Below are 17,501 nucleotides of genomic sequence, written 5' to 3' on the forward strand. Positions count from 1 at the left end.
CAACCAGTAACAACATTCGAGAGATAAAAAAACTATCTTTGTTGAACTATTTTAAACTCTTTTTTATGAAAATAAAACATCTAATCATCACGGCCGCACTGTTCTTGGCAAGCACAGTGGGCATCATGGCTCAGGGCATGCAGATGCCTCCCATCCCGGTTGACCCGGCAGTGAGGACTGGCAAGCTGGCCAACGGACTGACCTATTACATCCGCAACAACGGTTATCCGGAGAATCGTGTTAACTTCTACATTGCCCAGCGCGTGGGTTCTATCCAGGAGAACGACGACCAGCGCGGTCTGGCTCACTTCCTTGAGCACATGGCCTTCAACGGCTCAGACAACTTTAAGGGCAACAACCTCATTGAATATCTGCGCTCTATCGGCGTAGAGTTCGGTTCTGACCTCAACGCATACACAGGCGTAGACCAGACCGTATACAGAATATGCAACGTTCCTTCTACACGCATTGAGGCTCTCGACTCTTGTCTTCTCATCCTGAAAGACTGGTCTAACGGCCTTACACTCGACCCCAAGGAGATCGACAAGGAGCGTGGTGTGATCAACGAGGAGTGGCGCCTGCGCACTGACGCACAGACAAGAATGTTCGACCGCAACCTCGAGAAGATCTATCCGGGCAGCAAATACGGACAGCGCATGCCTATCGGTAAGATGGAGATTATCAACAACTTCAAGCCTGAAGTTCTCCGTCAGTACTACCACAAGTGGTATCGTCCCGACAACCAGGCAATCATCGTAGTCGGCGACATCGACGTTGACCGCACAGAGGCTAAGATCAAGGAGCTGTTCAGCGGCATCAAGCTTGATCCTAACGCTCCGAAGGTTGTCAACGAGCCTGTGCCCGACAACAACGAGGCTATTATCATCGTAGACAAGGACAAAGAGCAGCAGACTGACATCATACAGCTGATGTACAAGCACCCCGAAGTGCCAGACAGCCTGAAAGGCAGCCTTGCATATCTCGTTCAGAACTATGCAGTAAGCCTCTCAACACAGATGCTCAACGCACGTCTGCAGGAAATACAGCAGAATCCTGACTGTCCGTTCGTTCAGGCTTACGCTTACGACAGCGACTTCATCCTGGCTTCTACAACCAAGGCATTCACCCTGGTTATCCTGCCGAAACCGGGCATGAGCGAGCAGGCCATCAGCACAGCCACACGCGAGGTTATGCGTGCCGTTAAGTTCGGCTTCACAGCCACTGAGTTTGAGCGCGCCAAGGCCGACTATATGAGCTCACTCGAGAAGGTTTACACCAACCGCAACAAGCGCGACAACGCTATATACGGTGACATCTACCGCGACAACTTCCTCGGCAACGAGCCTATGCCTTCAATCGAAGACGAGTATCAGATAATGCAGCAGATTTCTCCGGTTATCCCTGTTGAAGCTGTCAACGAGATCACCAAGGAGCTGATAAGCGAAACTGACACCAACACAGTTGTAGTGGCATTCTACACAGAGAAGGAAGGTGCTAAATATCCTACAGCTGAATCTATCAAGAAGGCCATCGACGGCGTTCACGCTGAGCAGCTCACAGCATGGGTTGACAACGTTAAGAACGAGCCGCTGATAAGCGTTCTGCCCAAGAAAGGCAGCATCAAGAGCGAGAAAGAGAACGCTAAGTTCGGCTACAAAGAGCTCACACTGTCTAACGGTGCAAGAGTATTGCTGAAGAAGACTGACTATAAGGACGACGAGGTTATCCTCAGCGCTACATCTAAGGGTGGTGCTTCTCTGCTCGGCAAGGAAGACTACGCTAACATCAAGATGTTCGACACGGCCATCGGCTACAGCGGACTGGGCAACTTCAGCAGCACTGAACTGCAGAAGGTACTGGCAGGCAAACAGGTTAACGTTGACCTCACAATGCAGAACCTGCACGAGACTGTAAGCGGAAGATCAACTCCTAAGGACCTTGAGACTCTCTTCCAGATGACATATCTCTACTTCACAAACATCAACAAGGACGAGAAGAGCTACAACTCAATGGTGGGACTGATAAAGACCTCTCTGAAGAACAAGGAGCTTTCACCTGAGATGGCACTGTCAGACTCTGTAAAGAACACTCTCTACATGCACAACCCGCGCTTCGCCTCTATCGAGATGAAGGATGTTGAGAACGCTAACTACGACCGCATTCTGCAGATTGCAAAAGAGCGCACAGCCAACGCTGCCGACTTCACATTCACAATCATCGGTAACTTTGACGAGGCTGCCATCCGTCCGCTCATCGAGCAGTATATAGCTTCTCTGCCTGCAAAGGGCGCTAAGGAAAACTGGAAGCCTGTTACTACTTACAACAAGGGCAACACTGTTAACCAGTTCTACCGCAAGATGGAGACTCCGAAGGCTAACGCTTACATGTACTGGTATAACAACAAGACTCCTTACACTCTCGAGAACAGCATCTACGCTGACGCAGCAGGACAGATCCTGAGCATGATCTACCTGGAGAAGATCCGTGAGGAAGCCAGCGCTGCCTACTCTGCAGGAGCTGCCGGATACTCATCACTCGGAGGCGACGTTCCGTTCACATGCATCATCGGTGTTTGCCCGATGAAACCTGAGAAGAGCGACATGGCTATCGGCATCATGAACGACGAGGTTACTAAGATGACCAAGACTGTTGACGCTGAAATGCTCAGCAAGGTTAAGGAACTCATGCTGAAGCGTGCTGACGAAAACGTTAAGAAGAACAACTACTGGCTGGGCGTTATCCAGAGCTTCGACGAATACGGAGTTGACACAAACACCGACTACAAGAAGATTGTAAGCGAAATGACTCCTGAGAAGATGGCTAAGTTCATGAAGAACGTCATCATCGGTGGCGGCAACAGCATCAAGGTTATCATGCTGCCTGACACAATGAAGAAATAACACATACGGTTATTAACCATACAAAAGGCTCCCTTACTTGCCGCACAAGGCAAAGGTAAGGGAGCCTTTCTTTTTGCCATTTTATCAGGATAAGACACGGCTGACAGCATTGCAAAAGGCATGCTTTTACACGCTGAAAGGCGGTCTTTCGCAAGGTAAAAGCATACCTTTTGGAGATAAAGGAATGAGACAACCAAAACCGGTAATAAGCCTGTTTGGAGTAAACCTATATCTGGAATGACGATGCGATATAATCATAAAAAAGTTTTCGGAGAAACTCGTCACTCATCACAAAGGCACATAAACCGCTGCATATCAACATTTTACAGCGTGACGAGTTGTATTTTCAACTCATCACATACAGGTCATCGCCCCATCCAAACATCCAATAACCGGTTTCTCAAAAACAATGTGACGAGTTGAACGACAAACTCGTCACACTATAACCCACTGTTATTCAATAATTTACATAAGAATGTGACGAGTGATGAGTTTATTATAAAAACACATTAGTGTCCCGTTAAAACAGGACACTAATGTGTTGCTTTAATTAAAGCAGGATTATTCTCCACGTATAAACATGTTCTGATAGTTGATTGTAAGCCGTTTGAATGACAACACAAAATCTGTCCCTAACGAACCTGCAAACAACCGACTGCTTATTCCTGTGTTCGTAATCACTTCTGTATTATGCAATGTCACCTTAGTACCAGCCGCCTCGAAACAGAAATTTGGCAATGTTACTGCTTTTATCTGCGATATTCCGCCAAAGCCCCCACGGGACGTAACCTGTTCTGCCAATCCGGCAATGGCATCTGGAAATGTTTTAGCAAATTTATTCCCCAAGTCAGACTTTACATTTCCTGTATCAAAAATCAGGTCAAAAGGCTTTCCGTCATAACTGATTCTTACTTGAGGCGTATTTGATGCCAGATACATATTTGGCTCCCCCTCAGACTCTTTTTGCGGAAAAACAAACTTTCCGGCCTCATTGTCTATGATTATTTCCTTGGCGTCCCTGATAAAGTGGTAACCTATCACTCCATCAAAAGCAAATACCGAATCGACCTCATGATCGGGAGGCGCAACCATAAAAACAGGATTATGATATACCATTTCTCCTATTTTCATTGAATCTGCCACAGCAAGTTTTACAAGACCAATCTCCATACCTGATACCGGAATAGAATCAGCTACAATTTTCAGACCAACTTCTTCTGCATACTTTTCTGAAACGAAATTGCCAAAAGAGCAACCTGTATCGAAAATATAGTTTTTCGTTATGCCGTTTACCTCTACAGGTATATAGATATGTTTGCCTCTTCCAACAGTTTCAACACTTAGCGGCACGGTAACATCTCTATCAGGACATTCAAGATAAGGTTTTGGAACATTGGCAAGTGCTTTGCCAACTTTTTCGATAAATACAAAACTGTAAAGAGATTCAAACGGAACTGATTCCTTTAGTGCATTCACCAGACTTTCTCCAACTTTTCCGGCTTGCTCATACATGCCCAAATTCAAGAGGTTCATGCCTTGCAAAGCAGCCATACCTATTGATGTTTGCGCACCAAGCTCGTTTTGGTGATGCGCCAACAAACTGTCAAGGGCAACGGCAGCATTTTCCAATTTATTAAATCCGATGCCTAACTGAGCGTCTGCCACCAGATTAAGCATCTTCACACTCACGGAGCCTTTTAGATTCGGATATTCTTTTCTCAATTGGAACAGATCACCGCCATTCAGGATCTCACCCATTTTCACATCAGCCTGTGTTTGTGAATAAACAGAGCTATACCCCAACAAAAAGGCAACAAGAAAAAATGAAAGTCTATTTATAATTTGCATACTGCTTGTAGATTTTGTATTAAACATGAAACAAATATACAAAATCCCATGAATTTTCCAGCAGTATTTATGATTTATTATTTATTTGTCTTGCCGTCGGCCTTTCACCAGAACAACTCTATTCATGCGAAAAGGCAGACGACAAGACGATCTTTATAAAACGATAATCCAACAGGATTATGATGAACGGTTCTGCTTAAAGTTCGTGAAGTTCTTTCAGCTTGTCTGCCATTTTCTCTATCATAACCGTTGACAGGATGATCTTGCCCTGGCGGTCGATAAGATACATGGCAGGAATCCACTTGATTTTATACATCTGCGAAATTTGGGTTTCCTTCCATTTCTTCAGTTCGCTGACATTCAGCCAATTCATGCCGTTGGCCTCAACATAGTTTTTCCAATTTTCTTTTTTGTCGTCGAACGACACACTTACAAACTTGATGCGCTCGCCGTATTTGGCATAAAGTTCCTTCAGCATGGGCACATCCTTCCGGCAGTCGGGACACCACGAAGCCCAGAAGTCGAGCACTACGTAGTTTCCGCGCAACTGGCTGAGCGTGTGTTCTGTGCCGTTGATGTCCTTCAGCGTGAAGTCGGGAGCCTCAGTTCCGGGCTTCAGCAGTTCGGTGGCATAGCGCGAGTCGGCATCCTGAGCCGCAGCGCCAAGGACAGTCATGATGGCGAAAGCCGCCATAAAGATAAGTTTTTTCATAACGCTAAAATTTATTTGGTTAATAAAATTCACTACAAACATCATGCCTAACGACAGCATATGTGCAGGCACGACACGAAGAGTCAGAGCCGCTCCATGCGCAGCACACGGTCGCAATAGTCTACCACGGCCATGCGGTGGGTTACAAAGATGATGGTGCGCTGTCTGTCTGCCAGCAGATTGGCAAGCAGGCGGCGCTCTGTGTCAGGGTCGAGCGAGCTTGTAGCCTCGTCGAAGAGCATCACGCTGCCGTCGCGCAGCAGCGCCCGGGCTATGGCTATGCGCTGCGCCTGACCTTCGCTCAGTCCCCCGCCCGACTCAGAGCATACGGTGTCGAGCCCGTCGGGCAGCTCGCCGACGAAGTCGGCACAGGCACGATGAAGGGCGTTGAGCATATCATCGTCAGTGGCCGAAAGGTTTCCAAGCCTCAGATTGTCGCGAATGGTGCCGCTCAGCAGCGTGTTGCCCTGCGGCACATATACAAAGTTGCAGCGCGTGAGCGACGACAACTGGTAGCTTTCGCCTCGTCCGTTATATATCACGGCGCGTCCCGAGTCAGGGCGTATCAGGGCAAGAATCATGCGCACAAGAGTGGTCTTGCCGGTGCCGGTCTCGCCGAGCACGGCAGTACAGCTGCCCGGAGTGAAGTCGAACGAAAAGTTATTCATTATCTCGCGTTCGCCGTCGGCATAGGCATAAGCTACATTCTCGAAGCGCACGCCCACTCCACCGTCGGCAGCTACATGCAGCGGAGCGCCCTGCTCTTCAAGCGGATTTTCCTCAAGTTCCATGAGCCGTTCTGCCGCCGTGAGCACCGACACAAACTGAGGAACAAGCTTTGTCAGATTGCGTGCCGGCCCCTGTATGCGCGCCACAAGCTGCAGAAAGGCCGTCATGCCGCCGAAAGACAGCGTATGGCCGTACATCCTTATGGCTCCCCACAGAAAGGCGATAAGATAGCCTGCCGCAAAGCCGAAGTTGAGGACAAAGCTCGAAAACAGCGAGAAGGCCGTGCGCCTTACCACATTATGCCGCAATTCGCTCTGCGTTGCCTCTAGCCGCTCCACCATGGTGTCATCCTTTTCAAGAGTCTTTATGAGCATGCGGTTCTGTATGGTTTCCTGCAGCACGCTCTGCACGCGGCTGTCGCAGTTGCGAACGTTGCGCGTAAGACTGCGCATGCGCCCCACGTAGAGCCTGCTGACAAGCATAAACAGAGGCAGCATTATCACGATGACAACGGCCAGCATGGCGTCCATCGAGAACAGATAGAAAAACGAGCCGAGAAAAAGAGCCACCACCGAAAGCGTGTTGGGCATGGTTTCGGTAAGAAACTCCACTACAGTCCTTACGTCAAGCTCAAGCCTGTTGAGCACGTCGCCGCTGTGCATGCTGTCGCGTCCGCGCCACTCTGAGCGCAGTATGCGGTCGAGCATGTGCTGCTGCATGCGGTTCTGCGCCTTTATGCCGAGAATGTTTCTCACCCATACCGAAGCTATGCTGACGCCAAAGTCGCAAAGCACAAACACGCCCATAAGCGCCACTGCCGCATAGAGCGAGCCGCTGCGGACATGAGATGCCACGTCGATGGCATTCTGAACAGCCCACACCGACATCAAGCTGGCAGCCACGCCGAGCAGTCCGAGCGCGGCGTTGAGCACGGCCTGAAGCCGGTTGCCGCGCCAAGCGTGCCACAACCAGCGCAAAATAGCCTTGACGGGATATTTGCTTTGGGGTATTCTCAACAGGTTCTTTATCTTCATAAGCTTCTGCTAAAGGTGCTTCCGGGTATGCTGCAGACACCACGCCGGAATGCAGGGCTGATGTCAGCATACTGGTGCGGAGATGTTGTCAGCCGCGCGTGTCGGCTCCCCACATCATCTTCTGGCGTAAGGTGGAGAAGTATTTCTGACTGCTGCGCTTCACGATTTTTATGTTATATGGTGCCTTGCGTATGGTGAGCCGTGTCTTCTCGCTGCACTTTGCCGACTGTCCGTCGACGGCAATGAGGAAGTTATGGTTGCGGCTCTCCACGGTGAGAGTTATTTCAGAGTCGTCTGAAATCACCATCGGCCTGATGTTCAGGCTGTGCGGAGCCACCGGCGTAAGGCACAGGATGCCCGTCTGCGGCACGATGATAGGTCCGCCGTTCGACAGTGAATATGCCGTTGAGCCTGTAGGAGTGCTGACAATGAGTCCGTCAGCCTGATATGTAACGAGATACTCGCCGTTGATGCTTGTGCGTATTGATATCATCGAGGCATTGTCGCGCTTCAGCACGGCTATGTCGTTGAGCGCATGGCTCACACCCGGCAGAGGCTTGCCGTCGGCCTCAACGCATATTACCGAATGGTTCTCCAGCGTGTAGTCGCCGCGATAGAGCGAGTCGAGCGCGCTCTCGGCTTCGGTAGGCACGATGTCTGCCAGGAATCCGAGCCGGCCCATATTGACTCCAAGTATTGGTATATTCTTGCTGCCTACGAGCCCCGCCGCACGCAACAGCGTGCCGTCGCCGCCCATAGATATGACGAAATCAGCCATGAAGTTGCCTCCCTCAAACACTTCAACGGAGCCAGGCGACAGCCGTCCGGTGCTTACAAGAAAGTCGTAAAAAAGTTTTTCAACGCACACTTCAGCGCCGCGGCGCGTGAGATACGACATTATATCCCGGATGTTAGCCGACTTCTTTGCCTGATAGATATTTCCAAATAGTGCGAATTTAAACTTGCGCGACCCCATAATTTTAAGCTTTTAAATTTCTTTTTTAGTACAGGATGCAGAAAAATGACAAACATTTAGTAACTTTGCCAATGAATAAACTTATCTGCAAAGATGTCACAAGCCCCGTATGACAACAGCCAGAAAGCCGCCTGCACAAGGCTTGTCATATGCAAAATTACATCATTTTGCGGAATAACAGATACTGCTAACTAAATAAATTTGTAAAAAATGACGAAATTAAGCGTAAACATCAACAAGGTGGCTACAATACGCAACGCACGCGGAGGCAACAATCCCGACGTGCTGAAAGTGGCCGTTGATTGTGAAAAGTTTGGCGCGCAAGGCATCACCGTGCATCCACGTCCTGACGAAAGACACATCAGATACCAGGACGTAAGAGACATCAAACCACTGATAACAACAGAGTTTAACATAGAGGGCAACCCAATTGACAAATATATTAAGCTGGTGCTCGAGGTGAAGCCCACCCAGGTAACACTTGTGCCCGATGCTGACAACCAGATAACGAGCAACCACGGATGGGACACAGTGGCCAACAAGGGCTTTCTGACCGACGTGATAGGACAGTTTAAGGAGGCAGGCATCAGAACGTCGATATTCGTCGACGCCGAGCCTAAGATGGTTGAAGCGGCACGTATGTGCGGCACCGACAGAATAGAGCTTTACACCGAGCCATACGCAGCAGGCTATGAGGCCAACCGCGAAGAGGCGATAAAGCCGTTCGTAGAGGCGGCAGAAGTGGCAAGAGAAATGGAGCTTGGCCTCAACGCAGGACACGACCTCAGTCTGCAGAACCTGACCTATTTCCATCAGAACATTCCATGGCTCGACGAGGTCAGCATAGGTCACGCACTGATATGCGATGCGCTGTATTTCGGTCTTGAAGACACGATAAAGAGATATCTGGCTTGCCTGAAATAAGGCTATGCCATCATTATACAAATAAACGTTTAAACCTTAAAATTCAGAAAACCACATGGCTAAAGTTTATGAATTCCTGGCTACAGGCTTCGAAGAGATTGAAGCCCTCATACCATTAGATATTATGCGCCGCGCAGGCGTTGAGTTTAAAACCGTGAGCGTTACAGGCGCAAAGGAAGTTGAATCGGCACACGGAGTGAAAATCACTGCCGACCTGCTGTTTGAAGAGGCTGACCTCAGCGACGCCGACCTGCTCATGCTGCCGGGCGGACTGCCGGGAGCAACCAACCTCAACGAGCATGTTGGAGTAAAGAAGTCTCTCATAGAGCAGAACCGCAAGGGCAAGATGATCGGTGCAATATGTGCCGCACCCATGGTGCTTGGCGGAATTGGTCTGCTGAGGGGCAAGCGTGCCACATGTTATCCCGGATTCGAGAAATATCTTGATGAAGCAGAATACACACACGAACTGTGCACCGTAGACGGCAACATCACTACCGGAGAAGGTCCGGCAGCCACCCTGCCCTATGCCTACACACTGCTCGAGGCTCTTACCGACCATAAGACAGCCGACAGCGTGGCCGAAGGCATGATGTTCAAGCATCTCATGATGAAATAACAACAACCGGCTCATCAGCCCGGATACGGCAGCAAGACTTGTATTCGGGCTGATGAATATATAAGCACGGATTAACCCCGTGGCGGCGTGTATGCATGATGCGGAACACATACATCTGTCCTGCATCTGAAGATATAGCCTGCATGGGCACAGCTGCACGCCCATACACACATAGAAAACTTACTGACAATAAGACAAAACAAGAAGAATCACAAGAAGAATATTATGGACTATGTTGTAATCGTTGCCGGAGGCAAAGGATTGAGGATGGGCTCTGACATACCAAAGCAATTCTTGCCTGTCAACGGATTTCCTGTCCTTATGCACACAATAAAAAGATTCAAAGAATACAGCACCACGCTGAAAATAATACTTGTGCTGCCTAAGGAACAACAGGAATATTGGCACGAACTGTGCAAGAAATATCACTTCGCTGCTGAATATCAGATAGCGGACGGAGGCGAGACACGCTTCCACTCAGTCAGAAACGGACTGGCATGTATACCCGACGACGAAACAGGAGTGGTTGGCATACACGACGGTGTGCGCCCGTTCCCGTCGATTGAGGTGATATCCAACTGCTATGAAACAGCAAGAACACGCAAGGCCGTGGTGCCGGTTACGCCCGTAGTAGAAACCCTGATACATCTCAACGCCGACAACAAGAGCACCACCGTGCCAAGACAGGAGTATCGCCTTGTCCAGACGCCGCAGACCTTTGACATACAGCTGCTGAAGGAGGCATACAAGCAGCCCTACCGTGAGGACTTCACCGACGACGCCTCTGTGGCAGAAAGCATCGGGCAAAGTCCGACGCTCATAGAGGGCAACCGCGAGAACATAAAGATAACCACTCCGTTCGACCTGCTTATAGCAAGGGTGCTGGCGTAGATAATTTGCTGACATAATATTTTCATCTAATCTGAAACATCTCTCAAAACGCGACAATGCTCGACATATTAGACCAGGACATACAGTATCTTCCGGGCGTAGGCCCAAGGCGCAAGACTCTGCTCAGTAAGGAACTGGGCATCAGCACCTATAAGGAACTGCTTGAATATTACCCCTACAAATATGTCGACCGCAGCCGCATATACCGCATAAATGAGCTTTCGGGCGACATGCCCTTCGTTCAGATACGTGCAAGAATACTGAGTTTTGAGACTTTCGAGATGGGGTTCCACCGCACAAGGGTCGTGGCACATGTGTCAGACGGAACCGGAGTGGCAGACATCGTGTGGTTTTCGGGAGCAAAATACATCATCAGCCACTATAAACTTTCTACCGACTACATAATATTCGGCAGACCTACCGTGTTCAACGGGCGCTACCAGTTTGCACATCCCGACATTGATCCGGCATCAGAAATGCAGCTATCACAGATGGGACTGCAGCCGTATTATGTAACTACGGAAAACATGAAGAAGACGGGCATGACGTCGAGAGCCATAGAAAAGCTCATAAAAAGCATGCTCGACAACATGAAAGAACCGCTCAGGGAAACCCTGCCAGACTTCATAACCAAGCCGCTGAACATGATATCAAGGGACGAGGCGTTCAGAAAAATACACAACCCCAAAACGCCCGACGACATGAGCAAGGCCCGATACCGTCTGAAGTTCGAAGAGCTTTTCTATGTTCAGCTCAACATTCTGCGATACGCCAGCGACCACAGGCGCAAATATCGCGGCTATATATTCAGCCGTGTCGGCAAGACGTTCAACGACTTTTACTTCAACAACCTTCCTTTTCCGCTCACAGGCGCACAGAAACGCGTCATTAAGGAAATAAGGAAAGACATGGGCTCGGGACAGCAGATGAACCGTCTGCTGCAGGGCGACGTGGGCAGCGGCAAAACGCTCGTGGCACTGATGTCCATGCTCATCGCCATCGACAACGGCTTTCAGGCCTGCATAATGGCCCCGACAGAAATTCTGGCGGAACAGCACCTTGCCACAATAAAGGGTATGCTCGGCGGAATGGACGTAAACGTAGAACTGCTGACAGGCATGGTGAAAGGCAAGAGGCGCAAGGCCGTGCTGGAAGGACTGGCCAACGGAAGCGTAAACATACTGGTGGGCACCCATGCTGTTATCGAAGACACCGTGCAGTTTGCACGCCTCGGCTTTGTAGTCGTAGACGAACAGCACAGATTCGGAGTGGCACAGAGGGCACGGCTATGGAACAAGAGCGACAAGCCGCCGCACGTGCTGGTCATGACAGCCACGCCTATTCCGCGGACACTGGCAATGACCATATACGGCGACCTGGACGTGAGCGTCATAGACGAACTGCCGCCGGGACGCAAGCCTGTAGTGACAATACATAAATATGACGACCAGACAACAAGTCTGTATAACGGAATAAGGAAACAGATCAACGAGGGGCGTCAGGTATATATCGTGTTCCCGCTGATAAAAGAAAGCGAGAAGATAGACCTCAAGAATCTTGAAGACGGCTTTGAAGGACTCAAGGAAGCGTTTCCCGAATTCAGGCTGAGCAAGGTTCACGGCAAGATGAAGCCGGCTGAAAAAGAAGAGGAGATGAAGCACTTTGTGTCCGGTGAGACCCAGATACTCGTGGCCACCACCGTAATTGAGGTAGGCGTAAACGTGCCGAATGCATCAGTGATGGTAATACTCAACGCCGAACGCTTCGGCCTGTCACAGCTGCATCAGCTGCGCGGCCGTGTAGGACGAGGAGCCGACCAGTCATACTGCATACTTGTAAGCAAGCGCAAGTTAAGCGAAGAGACACGCAAGCGAATAGACATAATGTGCGACACCAACGACGGATTCAGGATTGCAGAAGCCGACCTGAAGCTGCGTGGCCCCGGAGACCTTGAAGGCACACAGCAAAGCGGAATGGCCTTCGACCTCAAGATAGCCGACATTGCGCGCGACGGGCAGCTGGTTCAGCTGGCACGCGACGAGGCACAGAAAATAATTGACAAAGACCCCATGTGTCAGAAGCAGGAATATGCCATGCTATGGAAAAGGCTTGACTCACTGCGCAAAACAAACATAAACTGGTCTGCCATTTCATAGGTATTTTAACTAAAATGCTAACAATATGAATATCAACCAGTTAGTATTAGTTAAATTAGGGACACCTTGCATGCCAGTTTGTTAAAGTGTCCATAAAGTTGTTAAACCGGAAAACAACTATCACACTTTTTTATTATCTTTGCAAAGGTTTTTATGATAGGCCGGAAAATTTTTATCTGTTGATTTTTTTCTGACTATCGCCCGCGGCAGCCTCCGCACTTTTATCTTAACCAAGAACAATAAATTATGTATTTAATAAAAAGAACAATAAAGACATTAGCATTTACGGCATTATTTACCCTTACGGCAGTAACGGCATCAGCCCAGGATCTGCTGGCCCGCCAGGCACCTATCGACAGAAAGATGAAGGCGGTTGACACTTTAGCCCTTAAAAACATAATACAGAGAGAACAGACCGGCTCCCCTTCAGCACAGCTTTACAAGGAATGGAGCAACAAATATGCTCACCGCGCCACAACCCTTCCCGATTCTTTTCTTATTAACCTCAAGCACTTCTGCATGCCTACGACAAGCAAAGTCATAACGTCTAACTTCGGACGTCGCTGGGGCCGCATGCACAAAGGTATCGACGTGAAGGTTTATATCGGCGACACAATACGTGCCGCATTCAGCGGAAAAGTAAGAATAGTAAGATACGAAGCCAATGGATATGGCAACTATGTGGTTATACGCCACTATAACGGACTTGAGACTATATACGGACACATGTCTAAGCACCTGGTTGAAGAAAACCAGACTGTAAAAGCCGGAGAGCCCATCGGACTTGGCGGAAACACCGGACGAAGCACAGGTTCTCACCTCCACTTTGAGACACGTCTCTGCGGCGTAGCCCTCAACCCGGCACTCATGTTCGACTTCAAGAACCAGGACGTAACAGGCGATACATATATGTTCCGCCGCGACACTTACGACAACGACTCAAGACTTGCAAACAAGGAAAGAGGAAAAGACGACAACGAATATGCATCAGCAGAAAACAGTTCATCGTCTGACAAGAGAAGCAGAAACAACGACAGCGGCGACATACGCTATCATAAGGTTAAACGCGGAGAGACTCTGTCGAGCATCGCAAAGAAGCGCAACACAACTATCGAAGAGCTCTGCAAGCTTAACCACATAACAAAGAAGATGCGCATACGTCCCGGACAGATCTTAAGATACTCATAATTGTTAATGTCTATAAATGTCAAGCGGCTGTCAGCATTATGCTGGCAACCGCTTTTTTTATTCCAATCGGTCATCAGGCGGGCTGAAAGCATGAATACATAAAATTGATAAAGCGATGTGCGGTCTAATGACCGACTGGGGTTTATGTTTTCTGCCAGACATACCTGTTTCTGTCGTCTGTCTGAATCTGCATTTTCCTGATACAGCCGCCATGCCTGCGAAAAAGCAGACGGCAGCACTTCCGATATAAGAAGGCTATACTTTCTATATAAAACAACAATACGCCCAAATCAGCATGACCGATTTGGGCGTAATTTATAACTAATATTTCTGATTCTTATTTTTTTATCACCGCACGTATGACAAACCAGGCATGCATAACGATAGTGGTAAAAAGTCCGTAATGACGGCTCATAACATCAAAACGTTCAAGAAGCGAGGCCCTGTGGTTCTTTGTCGACTGCCCCTCACGCTGATAGTCGGCAATGGTGGCATGAACGTTCACCAGTGGCAGCGACTCTTTCTCTGCTTCTTTCATAATTCTTATACACCAGTCAACATCTGCCGAAAAACGATAACGCAAGTCGTAAGGAACCTTCTGCGCCAAATCAGTGCGCGCATAAAAAGCCTGATGGCACACAAGCATACCATGACGGAAAGAGCGCCACGTGAGTTTTTCTGGCGGTGTAAGCCTGCGCCGGCTCATATAGTTGCCGTCATTATCCACCCAGTCGGTATCACCATACAGCACTCCCGGCAGCGGTTTTCCTTCGCTGCTGCACTCTTCAAGACGTGCGTTGGCAGCAATAACAGCCAACGTATCGGCCGACGGGAAGAAGTCTCCGGCATTGAGGAAACACACATAATCGCCCGTAGCCAGCCGACGCCCTTTGTTCATGGCGTCATACAGTCCCTTGTCAGGTTCGGAAATGATCCTCACCTCATGGCCGTTGCAGGCTGCATTTGAAGCCTTTTTATATTCTTCTGCCAGATTCTGCGTGCCGTCAGACGAAGCCCCGTCTATAATAAGATGCTCCACTGCCGCATAAGTCTGCCTCGCAACGCTGTCAGCCGTGCGCATAAACACATCGGCCGCATTATACGTAATTGTTACAATCGTAAACTTTATCATAATCTGTAATGCCTGTAAGCCCTGGCCTGGTTATAAACCTCAATATACTTCATCGCCACGCTCTGCTGCGAATAGCTTATTGAAACCTTTTTCACCGCATTGTCGCTCAGCTCGTCATAGTCGGCTTCAGAGAGCACCCATCGCATGCCTTCTGCCAGATCTTCGGCACTCTTGTATTCAGCCACATACCCATTCTTGCGGTGATCTATCATCTCCGGGATGCCGCCCGACTTAAATCCTACGCACGGCACGCCGCAGGCCATAGCCTCCATTATAGTGTTAGGCAGGTTATCTTCAAGCGAAGGCAGCACAAACAAGTCGGCCGCGTTATACACATCTATAATCTTCCGTTGGTCGCTGACATAGCCGAGCGGACACACCGGAAAAGCCAGCTTGTCGGCATAGTCTTCCGAGTGGCCTCCAAGGATAACTATGCTCGTGTTTTCCTTCATCTCAGGGCAACGCTCTGCCATAATCTCGCAGGCACGCACCATATAGTCCATACCCTTACGCTTGTCTGTTATGCGCTGTGATACGACCAGAATAAGACGTCTGTCAATAGGCAGCGACAGACGCATGCGTGCCTCGCGCTTGTCAGCCGGCTTATATTCGCGCGTATCTATTGGGTTAGGTATGCTGACCACCTGCTTTCCCGTCAGCAGCCTGCTGCCGCGCACGGCTGAACACAGCCATTTGCTGCACGTAACGAAGAATATGTTGCGCGACGACCAAACCTTGGCCTTGCGCCTCCATATCTTTGCCGAAAGGTCGTTGGCCGAGCCTCCGCCGGGCAGATACTGACAGTTATGACATCCCGTGGTCTTATAATAGTTACATTTGCGGGTGTAGTGACATATACCCGTAGCCGGCCAGAAGTCGTGCATTGTCCACACTACAGGCTTTCCGCTGTCGATAATCTTGCGTATATCCTTTATCGAGAGCATGCCCTGGTTTATCCAGCTCAGATGTATCACGTCGGCTTCCTTAAACTCGCGCATACGAGTTATGTCAGTGCCGGCATTTGCTATGTCAACCTCAAAGAGATGCTTCCGTGAAAAGTGCATATGACAGAAAATGCACCATCGCTCCCACAGGAAGTTCCACCGCTGCCATATACCTTTAGGCAGCTCCACCACCGTGATGTCCGAAGTCTCCTTGTCGCGCACCAGCATCTTAGCCTTAACGCCATTATTGTTAAGAGCCTCCATTAGCCGGTTGGCAGCCACGGCGGCGCCTCCGGTCTTCTCGCTTGTATTTACGATTAGCACCCGCATTGTTCAAAATGTTTATGTTTTTTATTGCAAACACAAAATTAAAATAAAATACTTATTCTACCAAATTTAACGGCTGTTTATATGCTGTTATCGCACACAATTTATTGATTTGCGTCAAGAAAAGCGTCTTTGATTGCAAAAAGACACGTGCAAGTATTGACAGATAACGTTTTTCGCCGTATCTTTGCAGCATCAAAAGGTTAATAAATTGTTTAGGTTAGTAAATAGTATTAGTTTAAGGTAAAGTTTTCATGATTATTTAGGATGACAAAGGAGGCCGTGAGGTTCCCTTTCGAATCGAAAAAGGTTTTTTAGTTAAACATATTTTTAATACGCTGCAGCTTGCTGAAAGTTGCAGCGTGTTTTTTATACTCACAAAAGTTCCAAACAGACATAGTCCCAGTCAGTCATTAGACCGTTTTTGTCTATTCTGTACATTCATGCTTTCAGTCCGTATCCTTGCTTTATATAGGCGTTTTTTGTGGCTGCAAAAAGAGACTACGACATAAACAATAGCGCACAAATTCAGACAGCCCGTAGGGCTACACTTTTGTAACCGGGTGTGGCGAAGCTCAGCGAAGCCACGCCCGGTTGTTCTGCTAAGATAAGCATGCACCCGAAGAGGTGCTACTTTAAAACATGTTTTCTAAGTGAGTGTTTTTTATAACAAGTATCACCACTTCGGGTGATTTCCCATGTTTATGCATCCGTGGGTGTGCCACCCACGGTTACTGAAATATAGCCCTTCGGGCATCTCTTATTTGTGCCGGCAGATTTGCACATGTTGTTAAGCGTAGCGAAAATTTCGGCAGCATCGAATATCAGAACCAACAATCAGCGAAACTAATTTCAATCTGCTTGCTTCCTATGTATAATTTATAGGTAGAAGTTGCGGATCAAAGATCCTGATATTCGATGCTGTCGGATCGCAGATCCAACAGAACATTAGTCTTGTTGTTTCTCTGCAATTCTCGGTATGTAGCAACAAGACTATTGTGCCGGCTGATTTGCAATTGTCGTGCAAGCGAGAGCAGAAGCAAATTATATTTGGTTATGCCGAGCGCAGCCGACAATCAATAAAATTAATCTGCCGGAACTGAAGCTAATTATATTTGGTT

At 48.7% G+C, this 17,501-nt stretch carries 12 protein-coding genes; 6 read left to right on the top strand and 6 right to left on the bottom strand.

Features of this window, described 5'->3' with window-relative positions; all coding sequences use genetic code 11:
* Nucleotides 1–65: 65 nt before the first annotated feature.
* Nucleotides 66–2,900: a M16 family metallopeptidase gene (locus ACU52_RS12425; RefSeq protein ID WP_053399022.1), complete on the top strand. Its 2,835-nt coding sequence runs from the start codon at nt 66–68 to the stop codon at nt 2,898–2,900.
* 561 nt (nt 2,901–3,461) lie between these two features.
* Here ACU52_RS12425 and ACU52_RS12430 read toward each other — a convergent pair.
* The 4 genes from ACU52_RS12430 to ACU52_RS12445 all read right to left on the bottom strand — a co-directional run bounded on the left by ACU52_RS12430 (nt 3,462) and on the right by ACU52_RS12445 (nt 8,199).
* A complete protein-coding gene (locus ACU52_RS12430; RefSeq protein ID WP_053399014.1) occupies nt 3,462–4,748 on the bottom strand; it encodes a retropepsin-like aspartic protease in 1,287 nt (428 codons plus the stop codon).
* Nucleotides 4,749–4,944: 196 nt separating this feature from the next.
* Nucleotides 4,945–5,460, bottom strand: coding sequence for a TlpA family protein disulfide reductase (locus ACU52_RS12435; protein ID WP_021855527.1), 516 nt, complete (start codon nt 5,458–5,460; stop codon nt 4,945–4,947).
* 83 nt (nt 5,461–5,543) lie between these two features.
* Nucleotides 5,544–7,223, bottom strand: coding sequence for an ABC transporter ATP-binding protein (locus ACU52_RS12440; RefSeq protein ID WP_053399015.1), 1,680 nt, complete (start codon nt 7,221–7,223; stop codon nt 5,544–5,546).
* Between the two features lie 88 nt (nt 7,224–7,311).
* A complete protein-coding gene (locus tag ACU52_RS12445; RefSeq protein WP_021855529.1) occupies nt 7,312–8,199 on the bottom strand; it encodes an NAD kinase in 888 nt (295 codons plus the stop codon).
* Between the two features lie 210 nt (nt 8,200–8,409).
* On the opposite strand from ACU52_RS12445, the gene ACU52_RS12450 reads away from it, so the two are divergent.
* The 5 genes from ACU52_RS12450 to ACU52_RS12470 all read left to right on the top strand — a co-directional run bounded on the left by ACU52_RS12450 (nt 8,410) and on the right by ACU52_RS12470 (nt 13,977).
* Nucleotides 8,410–9,123, top strand: a complete 714-nt coding sequence (locus ACU52_RS12450; RefSeq protein ID WP_053399016.1) for a pyridoxine 5'-phosphate synthase — start codon at nt 8,410–8,412, stop codon at nt 9,121–9,123.
* A 55-nt stretch (nt 9,124–9,178) separates the two neighbouring features.
* On the top strand, nt 9,179–9,742 hold the full coding sequence (locus tag ACU52_RS12455) for a DJ-1 family glyoxalase III (RefSeq protein ID WP_021855531.1): 564 nt from the start codon (nt 9,179–9,181) through the stop codon (nt 9,740–9,742).
* A 225-nt stretch (nt 9,743–9,967) separates the two neighbouring features.
* Nucleotides 9,968–10,633 (top strand): 2-C-methyl-D-erythritol 4-phosphate cytidylyltransferase, encoded by a 666-nt coding sequence (locus tag ACU52_RS12460; protein ID WP_053399017.1) that lies wholly within the window; start codon nt 9,968–9,970, stop codon nt 10,631–10,633.
* Nucleotides 10,634–10,689: 56 nt separating this feature from the next.
* Nucleotides 10,690–12,789, top strand: coding sequence for an ATP-dependent DNA helicase RecG (recG, locus tag ACU52_RS12465; protein WP_053399018.1), 2,100 nt, complete (start codon nt 10,690–10,692; stop codon nt 12,787–12,789).
* A 246-nt stretch (nt 12,790–13,035) separates the two neighbouring features.
* A complete protein-coding gene (locus ACU52_RS12470) occupies nt 13,036–13,977 on the top strand; it encodes a peptidoglycan DD-metalloendopeptidase family protein (protein WP_053399019.1) in 942 nt (313 codons plus the stop codon).
* A 337-nt stretch (nt 13,978–14,314) separates the two neighbouring features.
* Here ACU52_RS12470 and ACU52_RS12475 read toward each other — a convergent pair whose 3' ends face one another.
* Complete coding sequence (locus ACU52_RS12475) at nt 14,315–15,109, bottom strand: glycosyltransferase family 2 protein (RefSeq protein WP_053399020.1); 795 nt, start codon at nt 15,107–15,109, stop codon at nt 14,315–14,317.
* Nucleotides 15,106–16,383 carry a glycosyltransferase family 4 protein gene (locus ACU52_RS12480; RefSeq protein ID WP_053399021.1) on the bottom strand — a complete coding sequence of 426 codons (1,278 nt, stop codon included), beginning with the start codon at nt 16,381–16,383 and terminating at the stop codon, nt 15,106–15,108. Before ACU52_RS12480 ends, ACU52_RS12475 begins: the two co-directional genes overlap by 4 nt.
* Between the last annotated feature and the right edge of the window lie 1,118 nt (nt 16,384–17,501).

Origin of the sequence: Xylanibacter rarus, from assembly GCF_001275135.1 — a bacterium.
GTDB lineage: Bacteria > Bacteroidota > Bacteroidia > Bacteroidales > Bacteroidaceae > Prevotella > Prevotella rara.

Excerpts from the sequence above, each read along its gene's own strand:
- ACU52_RS12425 (WP_053399022.1), top strand. The coding sequence starts at position 66 with ATGAAAATAAAACATCTAATCATCACGGCCGCACTGTTCTTGGCAAGC.
- ACU52_RS12460 (WP_053399017.1), top strand. The coding sequence starts at position 9,968 with ATGGACTATGTTGTAATCGTTGCCGGAGGCAAAGGATTGAGGATGGGC.
- recG (WP_053399018.1), top strand. The coding sequence starts at position 10,690 with ATGCTCGACATATTAGACCAGGACATACAGTATCTTCCGGGCGTAGGC.
- ACU52_RS12435 (WP_021855527.1), bottom strand. The coding sequence starts at position 5,460 with ATGAAAAAACTTATCTTTATGGCGGCTTTCGCCATCATGACTGTCCTT.
- ACU52_RS12480 (WP_053399021.1), bottom strand. The coding sequence starts at position 16,383 with ATGCGGGTGCTAATCGTAAATACAAGCGAGAAGACCGGAGGCGCCGCC.
- ACU52_RS12455 (WP_021855531.1), top strand. The coding sequence starts at position 9,179 with ATGGCTAAAGTTTATGAATTCCTGGCTACAGGCTTCGAAGAGATTGAA.
- ACU52_RS12430 (WP_053399014.1), bottom strand. The coding sequence starts at position 4,748 with ATGCAAATTATAAATAGACTTTCATTTTTTCTTGTTGCCTTTTTGTTG.
- ACU52_RS12440 (WP_053399015.1), bottom strand. The coding sequence starts at position 7,223 with ATGAAGATAAAGAACCTGTTGAGAATACCCCAAAGCAAATATCCCGTC.
- ACU52_RS12445 (WP_021855529.1), bottom strand. The coding sequence starts at position 8,199 with ATGGGGTCGCGCAAGTTTAAATTCGCACTATTTGGAAATATCTATCAG.
- ACU52_RS12450 (WP_053399016.1), top strand. The coding sequence starts at position 8,410 with ATGACGAAATTAAGCGTAAACATCAACAAGGTGGCTACAATACGCAAC.
- ACU52_RS12475 (WP_053399020.1), bottom strand. The coding sequence starts at position 15,109 with ATGATAAAGTTTACGATTGTAACAATTACGTATAATGCGGCCGATGTG.
- ACU52_RS12470 (WP_053399019.1), top strand. The coding sequence starts at position 13,036 with ATGTATTTAATAAAAAGAACAATAAAGACATTAGCATTTACGGCATTA.